Below are 20,760 nucleotides of genomic sequence, written 5' to 3' on the forward strand. Positions count from 1 at the left end.
CGTCACCGGATGTTGAAGGTTTGTTTCCAACGCGCCAGGAACGCGTCGTAGTCCTTCAGGGCATCGGCGTCGTAGCCGACATAGATCATGTTCTGTTCGCCGACGATCTCGGCGATCGAGGAATAGGTGTGGCGGATGCCGTCGCCGGGCTTGACGCCTGGGCGTGCCGGGGTCAGGCCGCCGCGGCCGAAGGCGCGCTGGCCCTCTTCCGAGATGATGAAGTCGAGCATCAGCTTGGCGGCATTGAGGTTCTTCGAGCCCTTGGGGATCGCCACCCCACGCAGCACCATGGGCTGGCCGTCGGCGATGAAGCTCCAGCCGAGAATGCGGGCGCGCGCCGGGTCGGCGAGGCGCGGCCAGAAGGTGATCGCCGAGACGAACCAGCCGGTGGCATATTCGCCGGCGGTGACCTTTTCGGTCATCGGCCCGCCCGAGCGCTCGAACCGCGGCTGCAGCTTGGCGAGTTCGGCGAACCAGGCCCAGGCCTTCTCGCCGTGCTTCTTCACGAAGGCATAGTTGATGCCGTAGCCGAAGGTCACCTGATGCGCGCCATAGCTGGTGATCTTGTTGCGCCAGGCCCGCTCGTTGGCAGTGGTGAGCGCGACGAGTTCGGCGAAGCTCTTCGGGCGTTTGCCCTCCGGCACCAGCGTGTTGTTCCAGATGAAGGCCATCGGGTCCGATGACACCGTGTAGAGGCCGGGGAAGGGTTTCGACCAGTCCGGCCAGGCCTTGGCCTCCGGCGAGACATAGTCGAGAATCTCGCCGCGGGCCTGGAAGTCGATCCAGCCGCCCGGATCGGCGGTTGCGATCAGGTCGGCGCTGCGGCTGTTGGTGCTGCGTTCGGCCAGATAACGCTCGAAGCTCTCGCGCGAGGCCGGCAGGTCGAGGGTCTCGACCTTGATCTTCGGATAGAGCCTGTTGAAGCTCTCGATCACCGGCCGCCAGTTCTCCGGCGACATGATCGAATAGATCAGCAGGCTGCCTTCGCGTTCGGCCTGGGCGATGGTGTCGCGGTAGCTGTCGGGATAGCCGGCCGGCAAGCCTTGAGCACGCGCGGCGGGAATGCCGAGCGCGCCGACCAGGGACAGCGCCAGAACCTCTCTGCGATCGATCGTCGACATGTCTGCATTTCCTCCGAGACTCGCGCTCTTGATCTTTTGCGCTTATATTGGCGCCAATTTGGGCGCCGCATTTTGGAGTGTCAAGCGCCAAGAATCGCTGGCAGATGGGCGCAGGGCCGCTGACGATTGCGAGGGGATCCATGACGGCGGGCAGGCCGGAGCAGAAGCGCCACCTGGCGGCGGAGATGGCGGCAGCGATCCGTGACGGTGCCTATCGTCCGGGCGAATGGCTGCGTCAGATCGACCTGGAGGAGCGCTTCGGCGCCAAACGTTTCGACGTCCGCAGCGCCTTGAGCGAGCTGGCCGTGCGCGGCACGGTCGAGCATGTCGTCAATCGTGGCTACAGGATCGCCGTGCCCGACATGGTCGCCATTCGCGAGGTGCTGGCGATCCGCATCCTGGTCGAGGTCGAGGCGGCGCGCCAGGCGCTGCCCCATATCGGCCCGGCCGAGCTGGCGCGCATCAGGACGCTGCAGCAGGCCTTCGAGACCGCCATCGCCCATGGCAGCCGGGTCGATCAGGCCCATACCAATGCCGCTTTCCACGATGCCATCTATGGCCATGCGCCGAACCGTTCGCTGGCCGAATTGACCACTGAAATGCGCAACCGGTCGATCCGCTGGCCAATTGCGCTCTGGCCATCCCATGCGGCGCTGGAGAAGAGCGCCGCCGACCACCGGGCCATTGTCGCGGCGCTCGAGGCGGGCGACGTCGAAGCGCTGGTCGAAGCGGTGCGTCGTCACATTACCGGGTCGGCGGCAAATTATCCGAGCATCAAGCCGGACCTCGGCTGACGGCCGGCGCCCGCGACGCCGGAACGTCGGAACTCGACCGGCGCTTGTGCGAAACAATCGGACAAAAAACGGGCCGTTCCCGGTGCCAAAGGCACCGCAATGCCGCCCCAAACCCTTGTTTGTTAGGAGCACGACAGACCTTCATGGAGCCGTCATGGCAAACCTTCTTCACCGCGCGCTGGCCGCCGTCATGGCGAGCGGCGGCAAGTTCGCCGCCCAGCTGGCCATTTCGGTCGCGGCGACCGTCTGCGCCGCGGTCGTCGTGCCGCAACTGCTGCCGCGTTTCGGCCTGACGATGACGCCGGTGCGGATCGCGCTGGCGCCGCTGGCGCCATCCGCCACCGACCTCGACGCGGCCTTTGTCCAACCGATTGCGCCGTCCTTGGCGAATGAGGGCAAGATACCGCTCGAGCCTCCGCAGGCTTCGGTCCGCCCGGTGAATGCCGTCGCCGACGCGCCGGCAGCGATGGCAGCCGCGCCCGTGCCTGCGGCACGGGCCTGTGGCCAGCGCTGCGAGGTCCGCCGCACCACCGCCCAGGCGGCACCGGCCTCCGCGCCCGTGGCAGCCACTGTCCCGACGTCGCTGCCACCGTCACGGCCCGCCGCGCCGCTCGAACTCGCCTCGATGATGACGCCGCTGCCGGCAGCCGCGGTCGAGGCGCCGCGCCGTCAGCTCTTCGGCCTGCCGCTGCCGCAACTGCCGTTCGAGGACAAGGTTGTCCAGTCGGTGACGTCGGCCCGCAATGTCGTGGCCCATCTGTTCGACTGAAGCCGGTTCTTGTCGTCTGGACCGCCATGCCTGCGTCGCGACATTTTTGCTGAAGACGCAGCGCTGCTCTTGCGTTACCGATAGCCGCCCCAAAAACCCCGGGTGTGATGGCACCGCGGCTTGGCGGTGGCAATTGCGGGCAGCAACAGCAAGCCGGACGAAAGATCCGGCGTCATGGCAAGGCGAGACCGGGCGGAAGACGTCGCCTGGCTCCACAGGAGACGAGACGGCATGACGACGACGGTTTTGGCGAAGCAGGCGACCAGGATCTCGGCAGCCGAGGCAGCTGCCCTGGTCAGATCGGGCATGTGGCTCGACTACGGCTTCGGCATGGGCCAGCCCGATATGTTCGACCGGGCGCTGGCCGAGCGTCGTGACGAGCTCAGCGACGTCAAGATCCGCTCGAGCCTGACCATGAAGCCGCGTCCAACCCATGATTGCGACCCGGATGGCGGGCATTTCCACTGGTTCAGCTGGCACTTCTCGGCCTATGACCGCCGCCGCCACGATGCCGGGCGGTGCAATTACATTCCGATGAATTTCGGCGAGGCGCCGGACTATTACCGCCGCTTCATCGATCCGGTCGATATCGTGGTCTTGAAGACCTGCCCGATGGACGCCGACGGCATGTTCAATTTCGGCGGCGCGGCGACCTATCAGCGCGCGGTGGTCGAGCGGGCGAAACGGGTGATCGTCGAAGTCTGCGAGGCCATGCCTTATTGCTTCGGGCCGGACAACGGCGTGCATGTCAGCGAGGTCGACCACATCATCGATGGCGACGGCGAAGCCATCCCGGAGATCGGCAATCCCGCGCCGACCGAGGTCGACCGGATGGTCGCGGCCCGCATCGTCGCAGAGATCGCCGACGGCTCCTGCCTGCAGATCGGCATTGGCGGCATGCCCAACGCGGTTTGCACGACGCTGAAGGACAGCGGCGTGCGCGACCTCGGCATCCATACCGAAATGATGACCGACGGGATCATCGAGCTCTATGACGCCGGCCTCGTCACCGGGGCGCACAAGAGCCTCGACCGTGGCCGGATGGTGTTCACCTTCGCCGCCGGATCCCGCCGGCAATATGAGGCGATCAACCGCAATCCTGACGCCCTGTGCTATCCGGTCGACTACACCAACCTGCCGCACAACATCATGCAGAACGAGCGTACCGTCTCGATCAACAACACCACGCAGATCGACCTGCAGGGCCAGGCGGCGTCCGAGTCCGATGGACACCGCCATCTCAGCGGCACCGGCGGCCAGTTGCAATTCGTCCGCGGCGCCTATGCTTCGCATGGTGGCAAGTCGTTCCTTTGCCTGTCCTCGACCTATGACAAGCGCGGCGACCGCCGCAGCCGCATCGTGCTCAACCTGACATCCGGCAATGTGGTGACCACGCCGCGCACCGACACCATGTATGTCGTCACCGAATACGGCATGGTCAATCTGAAGGGCAAATCGGTCGCCGAACGCGCCAAGGCGCTGATTTCCATTGCCCATCCGGATTTCCGCGAAGGGCTGGAGCGCCAGGCACGCGACCATGGCCTGATCCCCAAGGGCCTGTCATTGGCCTGAGCGCCGGTCGCCGGGTGGGGTCTCCCCAGGCTGTCAGCGCATCTCGGTTCTGATCTCGATGCCGGGCTTCAGGGCGAGCGTCACCGGCGTCTTCTCGGCGATCTCGGCCAGGCGCGAGCGCTGCTCGGCGTCGAGATCGCCTTCCGGCGTCAGCACCCGCTCGATATGAACCGCCTCGACCGTCTTGATGTAACGCAGCTCGACGCCAAGGCCGTCGAGCGGCCATTGCTTGCGCTCGGCATACATTTTCAACGTGATGGCGGTGCAGGCGCCGAGCGACGACAGCAGCAGGTCGAAAGGGGCCGGCCCCTTATCGCCGCCGCACAACGCTTCCGGCTCGTCGGAGACGAGGCGGTGGCCGCGCGCCTCGATCGCGACGGCATATTGTTCCTTGCCGATATGGGCATGCACGTGGGCCATGGAACGATCTCCCCTCGAGATCCGGGCTTGGCCCGGACAATCATTGTCGCACCTGCGGGCCAAGGTCCGCCAGGGTGATCCGCCAGGGTGCGTCCTCAGGCGGCGACCGCCTGGACGAGCCTGGCGAAGGAGCCGTCCGACAGGCGCATGCGGGTCCAACGTACCCGCCCCGGCCGGATCGGCACGGCATCCGAGGCATTCGGCCCGGTGGCCAGTTCGATAGCCGGCGCCAGCGGTTCGAACCAGCCGGCTTCGCCGAGCCGCGCCTCCGCTTGGACGATCTCGGCGCTGGCATAGCGCCAGAGCGATGTGCCGGTGAGCTCGGCCGCCGTGATCCGCCAGCCCTGCGTGCGTGCGGGCGAGGCGGCCAGTAGCCGGTGGCTGGCGTCGCAGATCAGATGGACCTCGCTCTCCGAATGCCTGACCAGCGCGGCGAGCGCCCGGTCCGAGGCGCTGTCGAGCCGGGCTGCCATCAAGGCGCCCAGCCGCTCGGCCTGGGCGCCGGTGGGCTCCTGGCCGGCGCTTTCCCAGCGTGAGACGGTCGCCTGCGACACGCCGATCAGTTCGGCCGCATGGCTCTGCTTGATGCGCAGCAGCAGCCGCCAGGTTTTCAAGGCGGGTCCGAGGCGCGCTGCCGGCCGTGGCTCCGGCGCATCGGCGGATGTCACTCGATCCATCATGGTCAAGGCTCCGGCAGCGGGCCGCGTCGCCCGCACGCATCATTTATACGTCGCCCTGGCCATCCGCCATGGCCACAATGCCGGCATTGGATTTGGATTGAGGCGGGCATGCGCATTCTCTTGACCGGGTCGTCCGGCTGGCTCGGCCAGTCCTTGGCGCCGCGGCTGAAGGCTCTCGGCCATCAGGTGACCGGGCTCGATCCGGTCGCCTCCGAGCACACCACGATCCCCGGCTCGGTCGCCGACCGGGAGACGGTCCGCTCGGTCCTGCGGGACGGCCGGTTCGAAGCGATCATCCATGCCGGCGGCCTGCACAAGCCCGACATCGCCAGCCATTCGCGGGCCGATTTCATGGCCGTCAACGTCCAGGGCACTTTCAACCTGCTGGACGAGGCGGTTGAGCAAGGCATCCAGCGTTTCGTCTTCACCTCGACCACCTCGCTGATGATCTCGTCGGCGATCCGCGCCGGCCGGGCAGGCGGCGCCAGCCGGGCTGCCTGGCTCACCGAAGAGGTGGCGCCCGAACCGCGCAACATCTACGGCGCGACCAAGTTCGCCGCGGAAAAACTGTGCCGCTTCTACCATGACGCCTTCGGCCTCGCCGTGGTGGTGCTGCGCACCGCGCGGTTCTTTCCCGAGGCCGACGACATGGCGCATGCCATCAGCCAGTCGGACGAGAACACCAAGGCGAACGAATTGTTGTTCCGCCGGCTGACCGTCGCCGATGCCGCGGAGGCCCATGTGAAGGCGCTGGAGCGCGCGCCCGAGCTTGGCTTCGACCTGTTCATCATTTCCGCACCAACGCCGTTCCGGCCGGCCGACTGCGCCGCATTGATGTCAGATGCGCCGGCGGTCGTGGCGCACTATTTTCCGGACTATCCAAGGCTTTACGCCCGCCGCGGCTGGACCATGTTCCAGTCCGTCGACCGTGTCTATGATGCCTCGCGCGCTGCCCGCCGGCTCGGCTTCGTCTGTCGCACCGGTTTCGGCGAGGTGCTGCGGGATCTTGCCGGCGCTACGGCCTGAGCGCGAGGTCGGAGGCCTGGTATGGCCGTTGCGCGACAGTTCTTGGCCCTGAAGCGGCGGTCATCCTAGACTGGCCGTGCTATCGGCCGGCGCAGCGGCCGTCGTGCAGGCGGCCTCGCAGCCAGGAATTGTAGCCGGAACGGACGATCATGACCGAGATCAAGGACACCACGGAGCTCAGGCAATCTTATGCCGAGCCGGGCGAGCTCGTGCTGAAGAAGGTGATGCCCAGGCTGGACAATCACGCTCGCCGCTTCATCGCGCTGTCGCCGTTTTTGACCGTCGCCTCGAGCAGCGACAAGGGCACCGACTGTTCGCCGCGCGGCGACGCGCCGGGCTTCGTCCATGTCGTCGATGACACCACTTTGCTGGTGCCCGACCGGCGCGGCAACAATCTGCTCGACACGCTGCAGAACGTGCTGGCCAAGCCCGAGGTCGGCCTGCTGTTCTTCGTGCCGGGCCTCAACGAGACGCTGCGCGTCAATGGCCGGGCACGCATCGTCACCGATCCGGCGCGGCTCGAGCCGATGGCGATCAAGGGCACGATCGTGCCGAGCTCGGCGATGGAAGTGACCATCGACCAGGTCTATTTCCACTGTGGCCGGTCGCTGCTGCGCGCCGACCTGTGGAACCCGGCCAAGAAGATCGGCCGCGACGACTTCCCGCTGCTCGGCACCATCATTGCCGACCAGGTGAAGGGCATCGACGCGGACAAGACCAACCAGAGCCTGGCGGTCGCCTATACGACCAATCTCTATTGACGGCGGTCGGCGGTCTCAGGCCGCCACCTCTTCCGCGATCAGCTGGTGGTGCAGGCCGAGACCGGCCTGGACCCCGTCGGCCGCGGCGAATGTGATATTGGCCATGGCCCGCGCCGCGTCGCCGGCGGCATAGACGCCGGGAACGGTGGTGAGCTTGCTGCTGTCGGTGCGGATGATCGCGCCGAGCGGTGTCTGGTCGAAGGCGCAGCCGAGCGCCGCCGCAAGCCCGCTCGCCATCCGGTTGGGCGCCGCGACGAACAGGGCCTTCACCGCGACGAGCCGGCCATCGCCGAGGCGGATGCCGTCGATGACGGGGGCAGCCCCTTCGATGGCCACGACCGGCACCGGTTCGATCGCGACGGAGCGTCTTGCCAGCACGGTGCGGGCCGCTTGGTCGAAATCGACGCCGTTGGCAAACAGCGTGACCTCGCCCCAGTCGGCGATCAGCGAGGCCTGATGGACCGACAGCGGGCCGGCGGCGGCAAGCACGCCGATCGGGCCGCCGCCGACCTCATAGCCATGGCAATAGGGGCAATGCAGCACGGTCTTGCCCCAGCGCGGCGTGAGGCCTGGAACATCCGGCAGAATATCGGTGATGCCGGTGGCGAGTACGAGGCGCCGGCCTTCGGCCCGTTGACCGTCCGACGTCTCCACCCGGAAGCCGCCGTCCCACGCCTCGATTTGCGCGACCTCGCCGGTCAGCAGGCTGACGGTCGGATAGCGCGCGAGCTGGGTGCGGGTTTCATCGAGGATGTCGCCGCCGGCGCGTCCGTCGAGCGCCAGCACGCCGTGGGAGTGGCTGGCGAAGCGGTTGCGCGGCTGGCCCGCGTCGATCACCAGCACCGGGCGGCGCGCCCGGGCGAGCTGCATGGCGGCCGACAGGCCGGCAAAGCTGCCGCCGACGATGACCGCATCATAGGGCAAGGCATGGTTCATCTGTGTTGTCCTGGGTGGTGCGCGGCGAAACGCCGACGGAAATCGGTGGCGAGGCCGGCGAGCGTGATGCGCCCGAATCGCGCGGCAATCAGGGCGGCGGTTTCGCGCAAGGCGTCGCCGATCATGCGGTCGACCGCCTGCTCGATCGGGCGGCCGCGCCTTTCGGCGGGCAGGGCGGTCGATGGTGGTTTGTCGCGTTTCATGTAACTTAGATAGTTACGAGTCTGGGCAGCTGTCAAGGCCGGGCAAGGCGGCCCGGCAAACCGATCTCTATCGGGCGTGGCGGGGGAGCCGCGTCGGCGCGCGGCGCGGTCGTCGAGGTGCTGCGCCTGCGAACCTCAATGCAGGCGGAATTCGGCGTCGACCGTCTTGATCTCGGCGGGGCCGATCAGCGCCTTGTGCGCCACCGTCACCCGGTAGAGCCGCCCCTCCAGCTTGGCTTCCCAGAAGGCCAGGAACTTCTTCAGCTCGGGAAAGCGCGGCGCCAGATCATAGTCCTGCCAGACATATTCCTGCAGGATCGAGGGATGATCCGGCAGGCGATAGAGGATGTCCGCCGTGGTCAAGCCATAGCCTTCGATCTGCCTGGCAAATTCATGCGATGCCATGCTGGAATCTCCTTTGCCGGATGACCAGTTGATCGCAGCGCAACATTACGCTTCGTGCAAGGCAAAAATACGGTTTTCACGAAAGATTTCAGATGTTTGGCACTCATGTCCGGGAATTGCTGCCAGCACGCGCGCCGGCCCATGGCAAGGTAACGTCGACGCAGACAGGCTGCCTGCAAAGGCATAACCGTGGCGCTCCGATCCCGCTGCCCGAGAGGCGAGAGGCGCGAGCGATGCGAGACAAGGACGAGGCTGTCCTGGCCGGCGCGGCCGGCGCTTATCGCGAGGCGCTGCCCGCCTTGCCGCTCAAGGACCATTTCCTCTGCGCCTGGAGCCATCAGGTCGCGCCCGATCATTGCGGTCCGATGGCGATCGTGCCGGACGGTTGTGTCGATATCGTCTGGCTCGCCGGCCGCCTGCATGTCGCCGGCCCCGACATCGAGGTGGCGCTGCCGGAACCACCGCCGGGCGCCGGCATCGTGGGCATGCGCTTCGCGCCCGGCGCGGCGGCCCGTTGGCTCGGGCTGCCGATGTCCGAACTGGTCGGTCGCCAGGTCGCTCTCACCGATCTCTGGGGCGGCCGGGCGCGCGATCTGACCAATCGGGTCGGCGACGCCGAGACGGTCGAACGGCGGCTGACCGCCCTGCAATCGGGCCTTGCGACGCTTGCGCCGGCGATCGAAGCGCCCGCCCGCGACATGGCTTTTGTCTTCGACCGGCTCAGCCGGGGGCCAGCCTCGCTCGAGGCTCTGCGCGATCGGCTCGACATCAGCGAGCGGACGCTGCGCCGGCGCAGCCGGGAGGCCTTTGGTTACGGCCCGAAAACGCTCGAGCGCATCCTCAGGTTCCAGCGTTTCCTGAGGCTTGCGCGGCAAATGCCGGAGACCGGTCTCGCGACGCTGGGCGCCGCGGCGGGTTATTCCGATCAGGCCCATCTCGGCCGCGAGGTGAGGAGCCTGTCGGGCCTCACGCCGGTGGCGGTGCTGAAACAACTGGAGGGCTGACTGGCCGTTTCGTTCAAGACGAGGGAGGCTGGGCCGTGGCAAGAGCGCGGCAACCGATGGAGGCTGACGATGCCGAACCAGCAAGCTGCAACCCAAGCGATCCAGACCCTCGAGACCCGGATCATCCATGTGTCGATCGCGCGCGACTGGCGCGCCGTCTATGACTTCGCCGCCGAGCCCGCCAACATGCCGCGCTGGGCCGCCGGCCTCGGGCGCAATTTCGCGCGGGCCGGCGAGGTCTGGACCGCCGACGGGCCAGGGGGCCCGGTGACCATCCGCTTTGCCCCGCGCAACCATTTTGGCGTGCTCGACCATGTCGTCACCTTGAGGTCTGGCGTCGACGTGGCCGTGCCGCTGCGGGTCGTTCAAAACGGCGGCGGCGCGGAGGTCATCTTCACCCTGTTCCGCCAACCCGGCATGAGCCCGGCTGATCTCGCCCGCGACGCCGAGGCCGTGACGCGCGACCTGAACAGCCTCAAGGCGCTCATGGAAACGGCCGCTTGATCAATCACGAGGAAGACAAGACCATGGCGCAGTCAGGCCACGACCGACGCATCGACAATATCGAATTCAACGTCAGCGACATTGCCCGCTCGCGTGCCTTCTACGGCGCGGCCTTCGGCTGGAGCTTTACCGATTACGGCCCGACCTATTGCGAATTCACCGATGGCAGGCTGACCGGTGGGCTGACGACGGGCGGGCCGGTCCGGCCCGGTGGTCCGCTGGTCATCCTCTACGCCGACGACCTCGCCGAAACACAAGCCCGCCTGGAAGCGCTCGATGCGCCGATCGTCAAGCCGGTTTTCAGCTTTCCCGGTGGCCGGCGCTTCCACTTCCAGGACCCGGACGGTTACGAACTGGCGGTCTGGTCGGACAAGCCGTGAGGTCTGGTTCCAGCTTGCCGAGCTGGCCCGGGGCGTCATCGCGAGCATTGCGGTGATCGCCACGCTTCTGCGGATGTTTGCTTGCGGTGCCGCGCGCGCCGCATGTCTGGCCCGCGTGGGAGGGCGGGGCCTGCCGGCGTGACTTCTGGCTTTCGCGGTTCGAGAAAATAGTCCTATTTTTCTTGACAGGGCGGCACGAGTCGCGCTTAATGCAAGAAATGGATCGTCGGAGTTCTTGCGTCGAGCGGCGCAAGGTGGACTTGATGATCTAGCGCCCTGAAAATTCGGATCTTGCCTCGGCCACGTTCGTCTGGGCATCGACGCCTGTGTTTGCAGGTGCCGGTGCTTCGGAGCAAACAGGCGGCGATGTCCGTCGGCGATTCCGCCGTCCGGCTCATGGGCGGGGCCCGATCGACGCGCCTCCAACCCCTGACCTGACCCACTCCTCCCATGCCTGACATTCCTGACCTTGCCGTGACCGCGGCGGGGCTTTTCGTGTTGGTCGCGCTGCTGGTCTTCACGGTCGACACGTCCCGACAAATCGACAATCGCGAGAATGACACATGACGATCACGGTGACCGCCGCGACGTTGCGCCGGATCGCGCCCGGTGCGCGCTCCGAGATCATCCTCAACCTGGCGCCGGCTTTGACCGCCGGCTTTCCCGCCGGCGGCATCACGTCGCCGGCGCGCGCCGCCCATTTCCTGGCTCAGGCGGCCCATGAGACCGACGGTTTCCGCACCCTGGTCGAATATGGCGACGCGGCCTATTTCCGGCGTTATGACGGCCGGCGCGACCTCGGCAATGTCCAGGCCGGCGACGGCGCGCGCTATCGTGGCCGCGGCATCTTCCAGCTCACCGGCCGGGCGAATTACCGCAGCTTCGGCGCCAGGATCGGCGTCAACCTGGAGGGCTTGCCGGAGGCGGCGGCGCTGCCGGCCAATTCGACGGCGACCGCGCTGGCCTATTGGAACGACCGGGCTTTGAGCGCCCATGCCGACCGCGACGACCTGCGCTGCATCACCCGGCGGATCAATGGCGGTTTCAACGGCCTGGCCGATCGTGAGGCCAGGCTGATCCGCGCCAAGGCGGCGCTATCAGGCCAGCCGGCGAGCGCGGCGGTCAACGAGATCACCACCCGCGCGACGCAGGCGAAGCGCGCGGCCACCCGGGCGGCCGCCGGGGCAGGGGGCGCGGCAACCGCCGGCACGGCCGGCACGGCCACGACCGTCGCGCCGAAAGCCGAGACATCGGCCGATGGCTCGCCCATCGCGGCCGGCATCGTCCTCGCCCTGGTCTTCGGCGCGGCCTTCGTTGTCCTCGCCGGACGCGCCTGGTCGAAAGGCCGGCAGGCCCGGGCCTTCAGGGCCAATGCAGCACAGGGGGCGGGGGCATGAGCGCTTTCGACGACATCGCGCGAAAGATCGCCGCCGCCGGCGCACCGGTCATTGGCGGCTTCATCGGCACCGCCATTGGCGGCCCGGCCGGCGCCATCGCCGGGTCGCTGGCCGGCAAGGCGCTCGAGGCGGTGGCCGAAAGCCTCGGCACGGATGCCACGCCGGAAGCCGTCGGCATGGCCATCGACAGGGATCCGGGCGCTGCGGCCAAGCTCGCCGCGACGGAAGCCCGCGCCGGCGAGATCGTGAAGCTCTGGCAGGCCGAGGCGCAGCGGGCGAGTGATGCTCAGGCCGCCGAGATCGCCCGGGGCTTCACCGCCTGGCAGGCCATGCGCATCGCCATCCAGGTGATCGTCTGGGGCGGCTGGTCGGTGATCGGGCTGACCGGCATCTTCGGCGGCAATTGGGGCGTCAGGCCGCTGGTGCCGTTGACCGAACTGATCGGCGCCTGGGGCACCGTCACCACGGTCTGGCTGATCGTCTTCCACGGCGGCCATACGGTGAAGGAGGTCCTGCCGGCACTGAAATTCGGCAAGGCCCGATGAGGCCGGTGCGGATCAACCCGGAGATCAACATCTGGTCGATCCTGGCGACGCTCTGCATGGTCGGCGCCGCCGGGTTGTGGCTGCAGGCCGACGTCCGCGACCTGAAGGCCGAGGACGCCAGGATCATCGAGCGGGTCAAACGCATCGAGGACCGAACCGAGCGCGACCGCGACACCATCGCCACCATCCAGGGCGACATCCGGGTGATCAGGCAGATCCTGGAGGGCAGCCGGCCCCGGCCGCCATGACAGCATCGGTGCAGTGCATGCGTTTCCTCCCCTGACCTGGCGCCGCGTGTCCTTCGGGATGCGCGGCGCCTTTCTTTCGTTGGCGCACCGGTGATCACGACCCTCGTGCTGATCGCGTCGCGCGCAGACTGTCGCCCAGGAGGCTCGAGAAGATCCTGGCCCCTTCGGAATTGAGGTGACATCCGCGCCGGGGCCGATCGAGCCCGGATCCTAGCCGAGCGAGCGGATGATCTCGCGATAGGCAGCCTCGGGGAAAGCCTTCAGCGTCTCGGTGCGGATATTGCCGAGCATGCCGAGCTGCAGCGTGAAGCGCGCCGCCACCGCGTCGTCGGGGGCCTCATAGACGGCGACGAGGTCGAAGCGGCCCATGGTCATGAAGAAGGCCTTGAACTCGCCGCCCATGTCGCCGAGCGCCTTTTTGGCCGCGTCGAGCCGGGTAGCCGAATCCCGCGCCTTGCTGACGCCCTGTTGGGTCCAATTGGCCAGCATGATGTAGGTGGTCATGTGAGCCTCCTCCGGAGAACCGGTGAGCGGCTGGAAGCGGAGACCGTCCTCGTTTCGAAAGCGGCTTACCGGCGATGACCAGCCATCATAACATGGCGGGGCTCACCCGCAGAAAACGGAATGCAGCCCTTGCCGGCTTGGTGTTTCCTGCCGGATGATCCGGTCAGAGCCATTCGAGCGGGAGGCAGCATGCCAGCCAAGACAGAAACCAAGGTCCGTGTCGGCATCGGCGGCTGGACCTTCGAGCCCTGGCGCGAAACCTTCTATCCATCCGGCCTCGCCCAGAAGCGCGAGCTGGAATATGCCAGCAGCAAGGTGACCTCGATCGAGGTCAACGGCACCTATTACGGTTCGCAGAAGCCGGAGAGCTTCGCCCGCTGGCGCGAGGAAACTCCCGATGGTTTCGTTTTCGCGCTGAAAGGTTCGCGCTTCACCACCAACCGCAAGGTGCTGGCCGAAGCCGGCCCTTCGATCGAGCGCTTCCTGACCAGCGGTGTCACCGAGCTCAAGGAAAAGCTCGGCCCGATCAACTGGCAGTTCATGGCGACCAAAAAATTCGACCCGGCGGATTTCGAAGCCTTCCTGAAACTGCTGCCGAAGACGGTCGACGGCCATGCCATCCGCCACGCCGTCGAGGTGCGGCACGACTCGTTCAAGGCGCCTGACTTCATCGACCTGGCACGCGGTTATGGCGTCTGTGTCATCCACGCCGACAGCCCGGATTATCCGAGCATTGCCGATGTCACGGCGCCCTTCGTTTATGCCCGCCTGCAATGCGCCTCCGAGGCGGAGGAGGTCGGCTACAGCAAGGCCGCGCTGGATAGCTGGGCGAAACGCGCCGGCGCCTGGGCGTCGGGCGGCGCGCCCGACGACCTGAAGGTGGTGGCCAAGCCGGAGGCCAAGCCGCCGGCCGCGCGCGAGGTCTTCGTCTATATGATCAACGGCTTCAAGCCCAAGGCGCCGGCAGCCGCCATGGCGCTGATCGACCGGCTGGGCTAGCCGGTCGAGATTGGGCGAGTCCGGGAGCGGGCGGCTGTTCAGTCGGCCGCGATCACATTGGCCAGCGTGCCCAAGCCGTCGATCTCGGCTTCCATGCGGTCGCCGACGGCAAGCGCGCGCGGCGGCTCCATGGCGTAGCCGACGCCGGACGGCGTACCGGTGGCGATGATGTCGCCGGGCTCCAGCGCCATGCCCAGCGACAATTGTTCGATGATCGCGGGGATGTCGAAGATCATCCGGCTGGTGCGGCTGTCCTGGCGCAGCTCGCCATTGATGCGCATGCGGATCGCAAGATCCGGGCTGTCGCCGACGACCGAGTGGTGCACCACGATCGGCCCGAGCGGGCAGGACCGGTCCAGGCTCTTGCCCTTGAACCATTGTCCGTGCCGGCGCTGCAGGTCGCGCCCGGTCACGTCATTGGCAATGGTGTAGCCGAACACGTGGTCCATCGCCTGGCTGCGCTGGATGTTGACGCCGCGCCGGCCGATGATCACCGCAAGCTCCACCTCATAGTCGAGGCGCTGGGTGGCATTGGCGTGAACCGGCACGGTGTCGCCGTGCGCGACCACTGCGGCCGGGCTCTTGGTGAAAAACTCCGGCGCTTCCGGCAAAGGTTTCGGCGCCAGCCCCTGGGCCCGCAATCCCTCGTCGATATGGTCCTTGTAGTTGCGGCCGACGCAGAAGACGTTCCGCCGCGGGCGCGGGATCGGGGCCAGCAGGGCGAGCCCCTTGAAATCGAGGCGTGGCGTGGTGGCAGCCTTGGCGATGTCGTTGGCGACCGCCAGGCCGTCGGCGCCGAGCGCGGCCATGTCGGCGACATCGCGGGGCGTCGTGGCTTGGGATGACGCCGGCCATCCGGCGGTCAGGTCGACCAGCTGATGGTCATCGACGAAGAGACCGAGATGCGGTCCGTCCGTCATCGAGAATGTCGCGAATTTCATGAGGGCTCCGGCAGGAACGAGGTGAGTTGCGATCGCGCGTCGGCGCTGAGCGATCGGACATGGGCGCGCGAGACCGCCTCGGCCTGATCCGGGTCGCGGCGGGCAATGGCGGCGATGATCTGGTGATGTTCGCTGAGCGAATGCGGTCCGCGCTGCAACCGCTCGATGAAGCGCAGGCCGGCCATCTTCATATGGCCGAACGAATTCCACGTCCGGGCCAGCAGCTCATTGTCGGCGAGTGCGATGATCCGGGCGTGGAACGCCGCATTGGCCTGCGCGTAGTCATCGGCACGGGTGACCACGGTTTCAGTGTCGAAACCGGCGAAGATCGCCGCGAGGTCACGATGGTCGGCGTCGCTTGCCTTGACCGCCGCCTGGCGGGCGGCGAGCCCCTCGAGCATCTCGCGGATGTCGAGCCAGTCGAGAAATTCTTTGAGTGTCGTCGGCGTCAGCCTGGCGCCGCGGCGCGGCTCGAAGGTCACGAAGCCGTCCTGCTCGAGACGCCGCAACGCTTCGCGCACCGGCGTCCGGCTGACGCCGAGCGCGCGCGCCAGTTCCTCCTCCCGCAAGCGCACGGGAGCGTCGATATCGGCGGCAAGTGTGATCAGATGGCTGCGCAGCGTGTCGTAGACGTCTTCCCGGAGATAGGGGCGCGGCGGGATTTCGAGGATCATTTTTGTATTTGTATACAAAATTGAACGGCACGCAAGCCGGCCGGTCGGCGTGGAGGCGGGTTCGTCCGCGCGCCGCAACCGGAGTGGATCCGGCGCCGCATCGGTGCCGGCCGGCTTGACCGCCGACGGACTGCCGGTCGGCCGGCAACTGGTGGCGCCCGGGTTCGCCGAGCGACGCATCCTCGACGTCGCGGCCTTGCTCGAGCGTTTGCGGGAGCCGGTCCGGGCGCCGGCACTTCCCTAGTCGAAACCGAGGAGCCCGTAGATCCGCTTCACATAGTGGCCGAAGGCGTCGGTGGTCTTGATGTCGAGACCACGGTCGGCCGGCAGGTCGATGTCGAAATAATCGGCCATGCGGGCAGGGCCGGCGGTCAGCACCGCGCAGCGTGCGCCGAGGAACACCGCTTCCTGGATCGAATGGGTGACGAACAGGATGGTCTTGCCGCTCTCGCGCCAGATCCGCAACATTTCGAGATTCATCTTTTCCCGCGTCAGCGCATCGAGCGCGCCGAACGGCTCGTCCATCAGGATCAGCTTCGGGTCATGGATGAGCGCGCGGGCGATCGCGGCGCGCTGTTGCATGCCGCCGGACAGCTCGTAGGGGTATTTGTCCTCGAAACCCGAAAGCCCGACCATCTTGATCAGCTCGCGGGCGCGGGCCTGGCTCACGCGATAGGGCAGGTCGAGGATCTCGGCCGGCAACATGACGTTTTCCAGAACCGTCCGCCATTTCAGCAGCAGGGCCTGCTGGAACACCATGCCGACGTCGCGGCCGGGCGTGAAGGTGGTGGTGCCGCTGCCGATCCTGACCTCGCCTTCGTCGGCGTCGTGCAAGCCGGCGAGGATTTTCAGCACCGTGGTCTTGCCGCAGCCGGATGGGCCGACGAGAGCGACCATGTCGCCCTCGCGCACGTCCATGGTGACATTGGACACGGCGACGAAACGGCGGCCGCCGGTCGAATAGGATTTGCTGACATTGCTGAGCCGGATCAGCGGTTCGGCCGCGAGTGTCGCTGATGTCATGACAGCCAGCGCTCCAGATTGGCGGCGACGAAGGCGTCGTCGGCGAGATCGGCATGGTCTCGTGCGACCCGGTCGATCAGCTCGGACTGACCGGGGCTGAGGCCTTCCTCAGGGTTGAGGCACCAGATGCCTTCGAGCAGGCCCTGGCGGCGCAGCACTTCGTGACAGCCGGCGATGCAGCCGTGAAAATTGTTGGCGACATCGAAGAAGGCCGCATTGCAATCGGTCACCCGGGCATCGAGCGCCAGCAGTTCGGCGTTCACCGCCGGCCCGGCCGCGGCGCGTTTCAGCCGGTCCAGCAGGTCGACCGCACCCTTGGTCCAGACCGACCAATGGCCGAGCAGACCGCCGCGGAAGCGGACGGTGACCGGCTCGCCGTCGCGCATGGCGACGAAGGGGGTCACGAGGTCGAGCACGATATGGTCGTCATTGCCGGTGTAGAGCGTGATGCGCTCCTCGGCGCGCGCCGCCACCAGGCCGCGCACGATATCCATGGTCCGGTAGCGGTTGAAGGGGGCCGCCTTGACCGCCACCACATTGTCGATCGAGCAGAACGCGCGCCAGAACTCGGCGTCGAGATCCATGCCGCCGACGGCGGGCTGCAGATAGAAACCGACCAGCGGGATTTCCTCGGCGACGCGGCGGCAATGGGCGATGAGGCCGGCATTGTCGGCGCCCTTCAGGGCGGCCAGACTGATCAGGCCGGCGGAATAGCCGAGCGAGACGGCGAGCCTGGCTTCGCTCACCGCCTGTTCGGTGCGGCCGCAAACCCCTGCGATCATGGCCAGCGGCCGGTCGGTCCAGGCCTTGGCGTCTTCCATGGCGGCCGACAACACCGGTTCGTAGAGGCCGACATCGCGGATCTCGAACTGGGTGGTGTGGACACCCACGGCGAGCCCGCCGGCGCCGGCGTCGAGATAATAGCGGGTCAGCGCCCGCTGGCGGCGGCGGTCGAAGCGCCTGGCGGCATCGAGCGCCAGCGGGTGGGCGGGAATGGCAGCGCCGCCTGATAGGACGGCCCTGACGGCTTCAGGAACGGCTTGGTGATGAAGACCCATGAACCCCTCGTCTTGCTTGTCCGGCGCCCGGCGCCTCGAAGTCATGCCAAGGCCCGGGCAAGCGCCCGCGGCCGGTGTCAGCCAAGTTCCGGTCCGGCGATGACGAACATCGACATCGGATCGCCGAAAGGTGCGCTCCGCCCGAGCGCCATGCGCAGATAGGGCCGCTCCTGCCGGAAGCCCGATGCCGTCAGATGCGCCGCGATGGCTTGCCAGGCCGCCGGCACGTCGAGAATGACCGGACCCTCGGCACGGCCGAGTGCCGCCTTCAGCAGCGCCAACGCGCTGGCTTCGTCGGGCGCGACCAGCGGGCCGATCTGCAGGGCCTGACGGCCGGGCCGCGCCAGCACGAAACCCTTGCCGTTCTTCAGCACCAGCGCCTGGGCCGGCGCACGCTGCATCAGGCCGGCGAGCAGTTGCCGGCGCGGCGCGCCGAAGGCCTTCGCGTCGATCGCGACAATGGCGCCGAGCGCCTCCGGGTCGGCTTGGTCGACCTGGCCGCCATCATCCGCGTCGGGCCCCAGGCCTTCGCCGCGCCAGCGCCAGAGCGGCAACTGCGGCAGGAAGCCGAGCGGCGCATAGATGCGCTCGCCCTGCGGTGTCGCGTCGAGAACCGGCAGGCAATCGAGCGCTGCGAGTTCGGCCATGCAGCGCCGGAGAACGGCGGTGCCGAGGCCCTTGCCGCGCTCGGCGCTGGAGACCAGCACCATGCTGATCCAGCCGAAGCTGCCGAAGGGCAACACCGCGCCGGTCGCGACCGGTGCCGCGCCTGCCGGAGCGCCGAACACCGCGCCTTGATCGAAGAAGATCCGCCAGTCCTCGGCTGTCTGGTTCCAGCCGGCCTGTTGCGACAGGCTGCAGGCGGCGGCGAGCGCCGCAGCATCGAGGCGTTCGACGGTGATCGGTTCAGTAGGCGCCATCCCGCACCTCGAAATGGGTCGGTTTGCCAAGGCTCGGCTTGTCGCGGGCGACCCAGTCGGCGACCCAGTCGATCATCCGGGCGAGCGGTACTTGCGGGTAGCCGAACAGGCGCGCCGCTTCGGCCGCATTGTTGAGCCAGGCGGTCGGCGCTTCTTCGCCGGTGACGATCGGGGTCTTGCCGAGCCTTTCGCCGAAGATGCGGGCGAGCCAGCGCACCGAGATGGTCTCCGGCCCGGTGACGTTGAGCGGCGAGGCGGGCACGGTCGCCTGCCTGAGCGCGCGCAGCGCCTGGGCATTGGCGTCGCCCTGCCAGATGACGTTGACATGGCCCATGGTGACGTCGATCGGCTGACCGTCGCGCACCGCGCTCGCCACGTCGAACAGCACGCCATAGCGCAGGTCGATCGCGTAATTGAGCCGGAACAGCCGGCCGGGCGTCTGGTGGACACCTGAGAAATAGCTGATCAGCCGCTCGCGGCCGATGCACGAATTGGCATATTCGCCGGGCGGGGTCAGGGGGCTGTCTTCGGTCGAGCCCTGGCTCGAGATGGCGACGAAGGGATAGACGCAGCCGGTCGAGAAGGTGACGATGCGCGACCGCTTGAAGGCTTCCGCCACCAGGGTCGGCGCATGCACATTCATCGCCCAGGTCAGTGGCTGGTCGCCCTCGGCGCCGAATTTTCGGCCAGCCATCAGGATGACGTTCCGGGCCTTGGGCAGCGCCTCCACCGCATCGCGGTCGAGCAGGTCGCAGGCGATGGTGTCGACGCCATGCTGCTCGAGGCTTTCGCGCAGCCCCATTTCGCTGAACCGGGCGACGCCGATGATCCGCTTGTCGGGGGCGGCGTTGCGGGCAAGCCGCGCCAGGGTCGGGCCCATCTTGCCGCCGACACCGAGGATCATGATGTCGCCGTCGAGGGCTGCGAGATCGTCGGCCAGCACGCGGCTCGGCCGCGCCATGAAGGCCTCGAGCTCGTCGCTCGTCTCGAAACGGTCGGGCAGGTTCGCCGGATCAAGCCATTCGGCACGGCCTGTTGCGATGTCGTTCATGGATCTACTTCCTTGCATCGCGGGGAACGAAGATGCGCTCGGCCGCCAGCACGACCAGATAGAGCGCGATGCCGATCAGGGTCAGCAGCAGCACGGCCATGAACATGGCGGGCGTGTCGAGCGAAGCCTGCACCTGGATCATCAGATAGGCGAGACCGCGATCGGACGCGATGAATTCGCCGACCACCGCGCCGGCGACCGCCAGGATGGCCGCGACCTTCATGCCGGAGAAGATATAGGGCAGCGATCCCGGCAGCTGGATGTAGCGGAACACCTTCCAGCGCGAGCCTTTGAGCGAGCGGACGAGGTCGAGCAGGTCGGGCTCGACCTCCTGCAGGCCACGCAGCGTGGTCAAAAGGATCGGGAAGAAGCACAGGCTGAAGGTGATCAGGATATTGGTGCGGATGCCGTAGCTGAACCAGACGATCACCAGCGGTCCGAGGGCCACTTTCGGGATCATGTTGAGGGTGACCAGCAGTGGGAACACGGCAAGCGTCAGGAGCCGCGACCAGGAGAACATCAAGGCGAGCGCGACGCCTGCGACGGTGGCCAGCGCGAAGCCGCCGAGGATCTCGGCCGCGGTGACCAGCGTATTGTCGCGCCATGCGTAATTTGTCTTGGCGAGCGTTGCCAGGATATCGGTCGGGGCCGGCAGCACGAAGGCCGGCAGCGAGGTCGCGCGCACGCCGAACTGCCAGATGAGAACCAGTGCCAGGTGGACGCCAACCACGGCTGCCCAGCGCTGGATGAGCGCACGCCGGTCAGCTCGGCGCGCCGCGGCCGCGTCAGCCTCGGCCAAGGCGTTCTGATCCGGGCCGGCCAGCA

The 20,760-nt window shown here is 67.3% G+C and carries 26 protein-coding genes; 13 read left to right on the plus strand and 13 right to left on the minus strand.

Translation table 11 applies throughout. The annotated features are described in order from the left end of the window. Positions 1–2: 2 nt before the first annotated feature. Positions 3–1,121, minus strand: a complete 1,119-nt coding sequence (locus tag E8M01_RS23280; RefSeq protein ID WP_136962347.1) for an ABC transporter substrate-binding protein — start codon at positions 1,119–1,121, stop codon at positions 3–5. A gap of 140 nt (positions 1,122–1,261) precedes the next feature. Here E8M01_RS23280 and E8M01_RS23285 point away from each other — a divergent pair, with 140 nt between their 5' ends. The 3 genes from E8M01_RS23285 to E8M01_RS23295 all read left to right on the plus strand — a co-directional run bounded on the left by E8M01_RS23285 (position 1,262) and on the right by E8M01_RS23295 (position 4,256). Then, positions 1,262–1,915: a GntR family transcriptional regulator gene (locus E8M01_RS23285; RefSeq protein WP_170182040.1), complete on the plus strand. Its 654-nt coding sequence runs from the start codon at positions 1,262–1,264 to the stop codon at positions 1,913–1,915. Between the two features lie 154 nt (positions 1,916–2,069). Further along, entirely contained in the window at positions 2,070–2,684 is a 615-nt protein-coding gene (locus tag E8M01_RS23290; protein ID WP_136962349.1) for a hypothetical protein, read from the plus strand. A gap of 231 nt (positions 2,685–2,915) precedes the next feature. Then, positions 2,916–4,256, plus strand: coding sequence for an acetyl-CoA hydrolase/transferase family protein (locus E8M01_RS23295; RefSeq protein WP_136962350.1), 1,341 nt, complete (start codon positions 2,916–2,918; stop codon positions 4,254–4,256). A 33-nt stretch (positions 4,257–4,289) separates the two neighbouring features. Here the strand turns inward: E8M01_RS23295 and E8M01_RS23300 are convergent, their stop codons facing one another. After that, positions 4,290–4,676, minus strand: a complete 387-nt coding sequence (locus E8M01_RS23300; RefSeq protein ID WP_136962351.1) for an OsmC family protein — start codon at positions 4,674–4,676, stop codon at positions 4,290–4,292. A gap of 95 nt (positions 4,677–4,771) precedes the next feature. Then, complete coding sequence (locus tag E8M01_RS23305) at positions 4,772–5,356, minus strand: helix-turn-helix domain-containing protein (protein WP_246088403.1); 585 nt, start codon at positions 5,354–5,356, stop codon at positions 4,772–4,774. Positions 5,357–5,464: 108 nt separating this feature from the next. Between E8M01_RS23305 and E8M01_RS23310 the strand changes: the two genes are divergently transcribed. Both E8M01_RS23310 and E8M01_RS23315 read left to right on the plus strand, forming a co-directional pair. Continuing rightward, the gene (locus E8M01_RS23310; protein ID WP_136962352.1) at positions 5,465–6,382 is read left to right on the plus strand and encodes an NAD-dependent epimerase/dehydratase family protein; all 918 of its coding nucleotides are present in this window, start codon (positions 5,465–5,467) and stop codon (positions 6,380–6,382) included. A gap of 149 nt (positions 6,383–6,531) precedes the next feature. Further along, positions 6,532–7,143 carry a pyridoxamine 5'-phosphate oxidase family protein gene (locus E8M01_RS23315; protein ID WP_136962353.1) on the plus strand — a complete coding sequence of 204 codons (612 nt, stop codon included), beginning with the start codon at positions 6,532–6,534 and terminating at the stop codon, positions 7,141–7,143. A 15-nt stretch (positions 7,144–7,158) separates the two neighbouring features. On the opposite strand, the gene E8M01_RS23320 is transcribed toward E8M01_RS23315, so the two are convergent. Next, positions 7,159–8,067, minus strand: coding sequence for an NAD(P)/FAD-dependent oxidoreductase (locus E8M01_RS23320; protein WP_215908945.1), 909 nt, complete (start codon positions 8,065–8,067; stop codon positions 7,159–7,161). A gap of 17 nt (positions 8,068–8,084) precedes the next feature. Between E8M01_RS23320 and E8M01_RS23325 the strand changes: the two genes are divergently transcribed. Beyond that, positions 8,085–8,291, plus strand: a complete 207-nt coding sequence (locus E8M01_RS23325) for a hypothetical protein (RefSeq protein ID WP_136962355.1) — start codon at positions 8,085–8,087, stop codon at positions 8,289–8,291. Positions 8,292–8,417: 126 nt separating this feature from the next. Here the strand turns inward: E8M01_RS23325 and E8M01_RS23330 are convergent, their stop codons facing one another. After that, complete coding sequence (locus E8M01_RS23330; protein WP_136962356.1) at positions 8,418–8,687, minus strand: usg protein; 270 nt, start codon at positions 8,685–8,687, stop codon at positions 8,418–8,420. 233 nt (positions 8,688–8,920) lie between these two features. On the opposite strand from E8M01_RS23330, the gene E8M01_RS23335 reads away from it, so the two are divergent. The 6 genes from E8M01_RS23335 (at position 8,921) to E8M01_RS23360 (ending at position 12,765) form a co-directional block, all read left to right on the plus strand. After that, a complete protein-coding gene (locus E8M01_RS23335; RefSeq protein ID WP_136962357.1) occupies positions 8,921–9,691 on the plus strand; it encodes a helix-turn-helix domain-containing protein in 771 nt (256 codons plus the stop codon). 69 nt (positions 9,692–9,760) lie between these two features. Beyond that, on the plus strand, positions 9,761–10,195 hold the full coding sequence (locus E8M01_RS23340; protein WP_425467679.1) for an SRPBCC family protein: 435 nt from the start codon (positions 9,761–9,763) through the stop codon (positions 10,193–10,195). 23 nt (positions 10,196–10,218) lie between these two features. Continuing rightward, positions 10,219–10,575, plus strand: a complete 357-nt coding sequence (locus tag E8M01_RS23345; RefSeq protein WP_136964773.1) for a VOC family protein — start codon at positions 10,219–10,221, stop codon at positions 10,573–10,575. A gap of 563 nt (positions 10,576–11,138) precedes the next feature. Further along, a complete protein-coding gene (locus E8M01_RS35340) occupies positions 11,139–11,972 on the plus strand; it encodes a glycoside hydrolase family 19 protein (protein ID WP_215908784.1) in 834 nt (277 codons plus the stop codon). Continuing rightward, complete coding sequence (locus E8M01_RS23355) at positions 11,969–12,517, plus strand: hypothetical protein (RefSeq protein WP_136962358.1); 549 nt, start codon at positions 11,969–11,971, stop codon at positions 12,515–12,517. The genes E8M01_RS35340 and E8M01_RS23355 overlap by 4 nt, the downstream gene beginning before the upstream one ends. Positions 12,518–12,522: 5 nt before the next feature. Then, positions 12,523–12,765: a hypothetical protein gene (locus tag E8M01_RS23360; protein ID WP_136962359.1), complete on the plus strand. Its 243-nt coding sequence runs from the start codon at positions 12,523–12,525 to the stop codon at positions 12,763–12,765. Positions 12,766–12,975: 210 nt separating this feature from the next. On the opposite strand, the gene E8M01_RS23365 is transcribed toward E8M01_RS23360, so the two are convergent. After that, entirely contained in the window at positions 12,976–13,269 is a 294-nt protein-coding gene (locus tag E8M01_RS23365) for a GYD domain-containing protein (protein WP_136962360.1), read from the minus strand. A 189-nt stretch (positions 13,270–13,458) separates the two neighbouring features. Between E8M01_RS23365 and E8M01_RS23370 the strand changes: the two genes are divergently transcribed. Next, positions 13,459–14,268 (plus strand): DUF72 domain-containing protein, encoded by an 810-nt coding sequence (locus E8M01_RS23370; protein WP_136962361.1) that lies wholly within the window; start codon positions 13,459–13,461, stop codon positions 14,266–14,268. A 38-nt stretch (positions 14,269–14,306) separates the two neighbouring features. On the opposite strand, the gene E8M01_RS23375 is transcribed toward E8M01_RS23370, so the two are convergent. The 7 genes from E8M01_RS23375 to E8M01_RS23405 form a co-directional block, all read right to left on the minus strand. Continuing rightward, positions 14,307–15,209 (minus strand): fumarylacetoacetate hydrolase family protein, encoded by a 903-nt coding sequence (locus E8M01_RS23375; RefSeq protein WP_136962362.1) that lies wholly within the window; start codon positions 15,207–15,209, stop codon positions 14,307–14,309. Beyond that, complete coding sequence (locus E8M01_RS23380; protein WP_136962363.1) at positions 15,206–15,883, minus strand: GntR family transcriptional regulator; 678 nt, start codon at positions 15,881–15,883, stop codon at positions 15,206–15,208. The genes E8M01_RS23375 and E8M01_RS23380 overlap by 4 nt, the downstream gene beginning before the upstream one ends. Positions 15,884–16,123: 240 nt before the next feature. Further along, entirely contained in the window at positions 16,124–16,906 is a 783-nt protein-coding gene (locus tag E8M01_RS23385) for an ABC transporter ATP-binding protein (RefSeq protein ID WP_136962364.1), read from the minus strand. Next, positions 16,903–17,964: a dihydrodipicolinate synthase family protein gene (locus E8M01_RS23390; RefSeq protein WP_136962365.1), complete on the minus strand. Its 1,062-nt coding sequence runs from the start codon at positions 17,962–17,964 to the stop codon at positions 16,903–16,905. Before E8M01_RS23390 ends, E8M01_RS23385 begins: the two co-directional genes overlap by 4 nt. A gap of 77 nt (positions 17,965–18,041) precedes the next feature. Then, the gene (locus E8M01_RS23395; RefSeq protein WP_136962366.1) at positions 18,042–18,884 is read right to left on the minus strand and encodes a GNAT family N-acetyltransferase; all 843 of its coding nucleotides are present in this window, start codon (positions 18,882–18,884) and stop codon (positions 18,042–18,044) included. Continuing rightward, positions 18,871–19,935: an NAD-dependent epimerase/dehydratase family protein gene (locus tag E8M01_RS23400; protein WP_136962367.1), complete on the minus strand. Its 1,065-nt coding sequence runs from the start codon at positions 19,933–19,935 to the stop codon at positions 18,871–18,873. The genes E8M01_RS23395 and E8M01_RS23400 overlap by 14 nt, the downstream gene beginning before the upstream one ends. Before the next feature lie 4 nt (positions 19,936–19,939). Further along, positions 19,940–20,734, minus strand: coding sequence for an ABC transporter permease (locus E8M01_RS23405; protein WP_246088404.1), 795 nt, complete (start codon positions 20,732–20,734; stop codon positions 19,940–19,942). Positions 20,735–20,760 lie beyond the last annotated feature (26 nt).

This window comes from Phreatobacter stygius (genome assembly GCF_005144885.1).
Classification (GTDB): domain Bacteria; phylum Pseudomonadota; class Alphaproteobacteria; order Rhizobiales; family Phreatobacteraceae; genus Phreatobacter; species Phreatobacter stygius.